We start from the raw sequence: 6,794 nt of genomic DNA, 5'->3' as shown, positions 1-6,794 counted from the left end.
TTCGACCAGCATAGGGTGAATAGGCCGGCGCTGGATAGGTATCGGCGAGCTGTTCCGAAGCTGGGGTCCATTCCTGCGCATGGGCTGGCATTGCCGTAGTGAGGACAGTCGTTGCGAGCAAGGCAATCGCGTTTTTTACGGCGGCGTGTCTCTGCTGTTCCATGTCTTCTCCTCCCAACGCTTCTGTTTTAGCATAAAACCATATTTTAGCGGTTTGGTCGAACAGTAGCCATGACCGAGATCAAACGGACGTCGTGCTTGGTATAGAGATTTGGCGCGGGCAATCTGGCCTGATTAAGGGCGCCTGTTTGGTGTCAAAGCTTCCGTGCCATGATACCCTTGCTCATCGTAGAATGCATGGAATCCGGCGGCAAGCGTCGCGAGGTTGGCGATTGTATATGCCTCAAGATTACTTGGGTTTTGTGTAATAGCTTGCAATCACATCGCCGACCGTAGAGCTTACCCCCTTGTGGCGACTGATACCCGAAGGCCTGATGATACGCATGCGCACGCTTCTTCTTTCCCCGCTTGTCCATTTCTTCGCGCTTGGTGCCCTGATCTTTGCCGCATACGCGGCGATCGAGGATGAGCCAGTTGCGCTCAGCCCCGATATGATCAGCTTGACCGAGAGCGAGGCAAACCGACTGGTGCAGAACTTCATTGCCACCTGGAACCGCCCCCCCACGATCCGGGAGTTGGAGAACTTGATGCAATCGTGGGCGCTGGAAGAGGCCTATGTCCGCGAGGCGCTGATCCTCGGACTTGATCAAGGCGACGTGGTCATACGCCAGCGATTGAACCAGAAGATGAAGTTCCTCGCAGAATCCGGCGCCGCGATGGTGGAACCAGATGAGGCCATTCTTCAGACGTATCTGGACCAAAACCCGGAACGGTTCACGCAAACCGCTCGAATGGCTCTGGAACAGATCGTTGTGCCCGGAGATCGGGATACCTTAGAACTTCTGGCGCTGCTGGAGAACGGTGCCGACCCGGCGACGCTGGGACCGGCTACTCTACTGCCACAGTCCTTTCCGATAACGCCTTCGCCGGTGATCGACCGCACATTTGGAGAGGGGTTCCACGAGGCGCTGGCGGACCTGCCGGTCGGAAAATGGCAGGGTCCGGTCGAGAGCGGCTATGGCCTGCATCTCGTGCGGGTAATCGAGAGAATGGACGCCGTGCTGCCACCGCTGTCCGAAATCCGCGACCGCGTAAAGGCCGAATGGCTCGCCGCTGAGACAAAGAAGATGCGCGAAAGCTTCGGTCAAGCGCTGCTGGATCGCTACACCATTATCTTGCCCAACGCCGAAGAGGTGTTGAACAGATGAAACGGCTGCTGTTACTTCTGCTCGCCATTTCCGCCATCTGTCTGCCGGGATACGCGCCGGCCCACGCGCTTGATCCAGGGTATCTCGATCTCGCGTCCATGGGGCAAGAGCGCTGGCGCGTGACCTGGCGCGCACCTGACGTGAACGGTCGAATGATGCCCATAGAGGCTCGCCTGCCAGGGAACTGTTCACATGAGCCGCCTCCGTCACCGTCCTTTGATGGACGTGCCTGGACAACCGCATGGGTAACCACCTGTCCAGGAGGCCTTGAGGGCGGTGTGATCGAGATCGTCGGGCTGGAGCAGACCAGAACGGAAACCTTAGTGCGGTACGAATTGGAACCCGGACAGACGCAGGTGCGTCGCCTGACATGGACCGAAACCGCATTCACTGTACCTGAGGATCCTGGGGTTCTCGACATCCTTTCGAGCTATGTCGCGCTCGGAGTGACACACATCCTCGAAGGCCTTGATCACCTGCTTTTTGTCTTCGCGCTTGTGCTGCTGATACGCGATCGCAGTCGGTTGTTCTGGGCGATCACGGCGTTCACCGTTGCGCACAGCATCACGTTGGCTTCGGCCACTCTCGGCTGGCTGAACCTCCCTCCTCCACCTGTCGAGGCCGTGATTGCGCTTTCAATCGTGTTCCTCGCCCATGAGCTATCGCTTTCACCGGAGAACCGTGACCCGTTGGCCGTGCGTTTCCCCTGGATCGTCGCTTTCGCATTCGGCTTGATACATGGTCTGGGGTTCGCCGGGGCACTGAGAGAGATCGGCTTGCCCGAAGGGGACATTCCACTGGCCCTGTTTGCTTTCAACGTCGGGGTAGAGCTTGGTCAGATCCTGTTTATCGTTGTGGTACTGACCATTGGGTTCGCGGCCCGGCTTCTCTATCCGGCAGTAAAAGAGCGAGCGGTCCAGCTTGAACACGTGACAAGTTACTGCATTGGTAGTCTAGCCGCCTTTTGGGTAATTGAACGGATTGCGGGATTTTGAGCGAAGTTTGAAGAAGCTACCGAAAAAGCCACTGGTGCAAACCTTCGCCCGCGAACACCTATCCAAGCTTTATCGGCGGCTACGCCAAGTTGTCTGACGTGGATTGGAATAAGCGTGAGGTCATAGCAATTCATCTGGTTCATCTACGAAACTACACAAATGCATTACTGCGGTTGTTGGATTGGTTTGATTGAAACAGGGCTTTCGGATCAAAAGAACCACTTATGCCGTCATCGTTATTGATTTCGGTGTATATAACAAGTTGGGTGAAAGGCCCTCTGGCTAGATCAATTCAGTGTAAGTGGTGACAGCGCCAGGGTTGGTATTAATGGTCGTGTCTTAGGCTCAGGACCTACAAATCTTGCTCGTATAAAGTGATCGGCTGGCTGCGAGGAGCTGCAACTATTCAATTCGGGCGGAGGTCTGCCTTGGTTCAGGGGATTTAGGCTCGCAATGTTCCGCCGCCCCGGATTTCCGGAGCGGCGGTTGTCATGTGATACTTGGAGGGGTCGGTCTAAGTTTCAGGAGTTCGCGTTGCAGGTCCCCCATTTTACGTCGCCATTGCCATCATTGGCCTGCTGGATGAGGTCGGCGCAGACAGGACCGTCGAAGGCCTTCGTGTCCTCAATGTTGAAAGTGATCGTCTGAGCCGTATCCATGGCGCGGGTGCGAATATCCCCATTGTCCAAGTTGTACTGGAAGCTTACCCAGGTGGGGTAGTCATCGCCTGCGCCGTTGTCCTGCGGGTCCTGGATGTTCAAGGGCACGGTCACCGAGTAATCGAAGGCCTGCTGGATGCGGCCCAGCGTTTCGGCGTAGTTCAGATCGCTGTAATCCTGGTTCATTGACGTCCAGAGCATCCGGACATTGCGGTTGGCCGACCCGATGTCGGCAGGGATGCCTTGCCCCGACGGATTGTTTGCAAGATCAAATTGGGCGGCGTACTCGCGCTGGTCCTGCTGGAGCGGGCTGTTGACCATGACCCGCAGATCGCTGTCGGTATCGCCGGTGTAGACGACCTCCAAGCCACCTTCGTTGAGCTGGAAGAGTGCGATATGGCCGCTTTTGTCGACCGCCGAGAAGTGCACGCCGTGGTAGCTGTCGCTGCCGCGCATCTTTGCTCCCCAGGCGATCTGGAAATCTCCGGCCTCGTGTCCGGCGACGACCTCGGCCACGGTGGCGTAGTTCTCGGCGATAAATGTCGTCAGGTCTGCCATGTTGACCGCTGGCGCACCGCTATCCTTGTGCTCGGTAACGAACGGTTTGGAGTCGTTCATGTAAAGGCCCATGGCGCTCAGGCCCTGGTCGTTGATTGCCTCGGCGGTGACACCGTGGAATGTCTCGTGCTCTTCCATGGCAACCGTGTGATACTTGACGGTCCATTCCTTTACGTTGGCGTATTCGGCAACATCAGAGGAAACGCGGGCTTCGCCCTCCGGGTGGACACGGGCATAGGCGCCCAGACGGCTGCCGCCCCAGTCCAGCGAACGGGTCACGATTGTGCCATGGTCCGTGTCGGCAACGAAGCGCGAACAAGCATTGGCTGTGACGGCAGTGGTGGTCACAGTGGCAGCCAGGATGGCGGTGATGGCGGTGGAGGTCCAGGAGCGGTTCTTGGTGTTGGAGGCTTTCATCTTTCTGTTTCCCTTCGGCTTTTGCGGATCTGTCCGCGTTTTCGATGATTGGGACTTAGCCAACGGTGTGATGAAGCGGGACGTCGACAACTGTTAACAACAGTTGGGCGATCAGAGCCGAACGCCAACCAATCCACCCGATGGGGAGCAATTTTGCAAACAGGTTGCAAGCGCGGGCTTGCGGCTTAGAGTTTAGGGGTTGAAGCTACAGAGGCTGACCATGAGAGACCAACCGAGCAACGAAGAGATAGCCCAACAACTTGAGCAAATCCTGGCATCGCCTGACTTCACGGCTGGCCCAAGGATACAGAAATTCCTCGCCCACATTGTTACCGAAGAACTTGAGGGTCGGGGCGAATACCTGAAGGGCACTGCTCTTGCGATGGATATCTTCGGACGCGGCGCCGATTTCGACTCAAACAATGACTCCATTGTCCGGATCGAAGCGATCAAGCTGCGCAAGGCAATTGAACACTACTACCTGACGGCTGGTGTCGCCGACGAGATCATAATCACTGTTCCGAAGGGCAGGTATCGCCCGCAGTTCGTGCGGCGCGCGGTAGAGGAAAGCAAAATCCAAAAAAGAATCCCTCGTGGACTACCAACACTCGCAATCTTGCAGTTTGAAGGTGCGGACTCCGAAAAAGCCCTGATTTTCCGAGAAGGGTTGCCTGAGGAGATCGCGCTCGAGCTCGCCCGCTTTGGCCAGATCAAAGTGTTGTCAGGTTGGCACACCGACCACTCAACGCGGGAGATAGGGCAACAAGAACTTATAGAGAGCTCAGACTACATCTTGAGAGGCAATGTCCGGGAGGCTGGTGGGAGCCTGCGTGTGTCAGTTCAACTCGACCGAAACCCTGGAAAAGCTTTAGTCTGGTCCGACAGGTTTCGCGTTTCCGGCGATTCAGAAGATCCCTTCGATGTGCAGGAACAAATTGCGCGGCAATGCGCGACCCGTATGGCGGACGCCTACGGCGCAGTCGCCGAAGATCTCAATGCGCAATACTCCGGGAGGCGTGCGGAAGATGCAGGTGTCTTTGAGGCCCTTCTGGCGTTTCACGCACACATGCGGACTTCACGCCGATCCAGTCTCGAAGAGTTCAGTGACCTCATCGACACCGCGCTACGCGACAATCCTTCGAGCGGGTTGGCCCACGCGCTCAAGGCCATTGCACTAATCGAGGAAGCAGCTTTGGGCGCCCGGTCTGCGGAAGATGTTGTCTCCGATGGAAGGAGCCATGCAGAAACGGCCATCGCGTTGGCACCTAACTGTCAGGAAGCTCTCTACGCCGCTGCGAGTTTCGCGCGATTCCACGGTGAGAACACCCGGTACGCAAACCTGATAGAGCGCGCTATCGAGGCGAACCCGAATGCCACGTTGTTGACTGCGATGGTGGGAGGTTGGCTCGCCGCAATCGGGGACACGCGAGAAGCGACAGCCATGATTGAAGGCGCAAGAGAACACAACCCGCTACTGCCAATCTGGATCAACATCCCTTGTGCGCTCGATCCCTTCATGCGGGGCGAATACGAGGTGGCCTCGGATATGATCAGCGAGGTGGATGGCCGTGACAATCTGTACGACTGGATGCTGATTGCCGCCATGCATGCAATGGCCGGGCGAATAGATATGGGGAAAAAGGCTCTGGCGGCATTCTTCGAGGCCGGGGTCGACCCAGAATATTTCCTGCGTTCGATCCCGCTTGCGGAGCCTGTCGCAGGACGCATCGAGCAGGGGATTAGCGCTCTACTCTCCGTTAAATGAGCTCCAACCGAACGCGGACTTTGGAAATTGGCGCTGTGTTTTGCTAACGGTTGCCCCTTCCGTCAGACGGCGGAAAAGTCGGCATTCTTGACGTTCGATATGGCGGTTCCAACCGGCGTAAGCCCGTGATTCAAGGGCGACGGGAGGAATGCACATGTCGCATCTGTTTTGGCATAAGTCAGACCACGTGAACCGCATCAAACACCTTTTCCCGAAACCTCGCGGGGGTGGACGATCCGACGACCGAATGGTGCTTAGCGGTATCATCCATGTCATTCGAAACGGCCTTCGGTGGCGAGACGCTCCGGCGGATTATGGGTCGCACAAGACGCTCTACAATCGTTTTGTGAGATGGTCCCGCATGGGTATCTTTGCCCGTATCTTTAGGGAACTGGCTCAGCTAGGACAGGATGGTGAAACCATCATGATCGACAGCACTCACCTGAAGGCACACCGAACAGCGTCAAGCCTCTCAAAAGGGGGGGCTCGAACGCGTGCCATCGGTCGCACAAAGGGCGGTTTGAACAGCAAACTGCACACGGTCTGCGACAGACGTGGAAGGCCACTGACGTTCTTCCTCTCATCCGGCCAGATGAGCGATGCAAAGGGTGCTATGGTGTTGCTGGGCAGCCTTCCACGAGCCAAATCACTCTTGGCAGACAAAGGGTATGATGCAGACTGGTTCCGTGAGGCGCTTGCCGAACGCGGCACCGAGGCCTGCATACTGGCGCGACGTGGTCGAAGAAATCCGGCTGAACATGACGCCAAGCTATATCGTCAGCGCCATCGCATCGAGAATCTGTTTGCCAGATTGAAAGACTGGCGCCGTATCGCGACGCGCTATGACAGGTGCGGTGACTTGTTCCTGTCCGCCATATGCCTTGCCGCGACCGTCATCTTTTTGTTGTGAGTCCTGACCGTAGGGACATGGCAACCTGGAACGCATAACTTTGCCCCGAGACATCAATTGAGCTGTTTGGGTCAAAGTTCAGCCAGACGCAGAATGCGGAATCGTTGCTTTCGGCATTGGTTAAAGTGATAAAGAACGTGCGGTTTTTCGGAAGAATTGTCT

General features: G+C 56.6%; 5 protein-coding genes. 4 read left to right on the top strand and 1 reads right to left on the bottom strand.

The window, feature by feature from the left end; all coding sequences use genetic code 11:
- Nucleotides 1-503 precede the first annotated feature (503 nt).
- Together ACR0NZ_RS11420 and ACR0NZ_RS11415 are read left to right on the top strand one after the other, a co-directional pair.
- Nucleotides 504-1,328, top strand: a complete 825-nt coding sequence (locus ACR0NZ_RS11420; RefSeq protein WP_480518994.1) for a peptidyl-prolyl cis-trans isomerase — start codon at nucleotides 504-506, stop codon at nucleotides 1,326-1,328.
- Nucleotides 1,325-2,323: a HupE/UreJ family protein gene (locus tag ACR0NZ_RS11415; protein ID WP_480518992.1), complete on the top strand. Its 999-nt coding sequence runs from the start codon at nucleotides 1,325-1,327 to the stop codon at nucleotides 2,321-2,323. Before ACR0NZ_RS11420 ends, ACR0NZ_RS11415 begins: the two co-directional genes overlap by 4 nt.
- Nucleotides 2,324-2,844: 521 nt before the next feature.
- Here ACR0NZ_RS11415 and ACR0NZ_RS11410 read toward each other — a convergent pair.
- On the bottom strand, nucleotides 2,845-3,957 hold the full coding sequence (locus ACR0NZ_RS11410) for a linear amide C-N hydrolase (RefSeq protein ID WP_480518990.1): 1,113 nt from the start codon (nucleotides 3,955-3,957) through the stop codon (nucleotides 2,845-2,847).
- Between the two features lie 220 nt (nucleotides 3,958-4,177).
- Between ACR0NZ_RS11410 and ACR0NZ_RS11405 the strand changes: the two genes are divergently transcribed.
- Together ACR0NZ_RS11405 and ACR0NZ_RS11400 are read left to right on the top strand one after the other, a co-directional pair.
- On the top strand, nucleotides 4,178-5,722 hold the full coding sequence (locus ACR0NZ_RS11405; protein ID WP_480518988.1) for a hypothetical protein: 1,545 nt from the start codon (nucleotides 4,178-4,180) through the stop codon (nucleotides 5,720-5,722).
- A 154-nt stretch (nucleotides 5,723-5,876) separates the two neighbouring features.
- Nucleotides 5,877-6,632, top strand: coding sequence for an IS5 family transposase (locus ACR0NZ_RS11400; protein WP_480518986.1), 756 nt, complete (start codon nucleotides 5,877-5,879; stop codon nucleotides 6,630-6,632).
- Nucleotides 6,633-6,794 lie beyond the last annotated feature (162 nt).

Source organism: Ruegeria sp. AE3 (assembly GCF_056542225.1).
This window is presented reverse-complemented; position numbering and strand designations above follow the sequence as displayed.

What these genes read in the sequence shown, in the direction of transcription:
- ACR0NZ_RS11420 (WP_480518994.1), top strand. Translation starts at nt 504, where the DNA reads ATGCGCACGCTTCTTCTTTCCCCGCTTGTCCATTTCTTCGCGCTTGGT.
- ACR0NZ_RS11410 (WP_480518990.1), bottom strand. Translation starts at nt 3,957, where the DNA reads ATGAAAGCCTCCAACACCAAGAACCGCTCCTGGACCTCCACCGCCATC.
- ACR0NZ_RS11405 (WP_480518988.1), top strand. Translation starts at nt 4,178, where the DNA reads ATGAGAGACCAACCGAGCAACGAAGAGATAGCCCAACAACTTGAGCAA.
- ACR0NZ_RS11415 (WP_480518992.1), top strand. Translation starts at nt 1,325, where the DNA reads ATGAAACGGCTGCTGTTACTTCTGCTCGCCATTTCCGCCATCTGTCTG.
- ACR0NZ_RS11400 (WP_480518986.1), top strand. Translation starts at nt 5,877, where the DNA reads ATGTCGCATCTGTTTTGGCATAAGTCAGACCACGTGAACCGCATCAAA.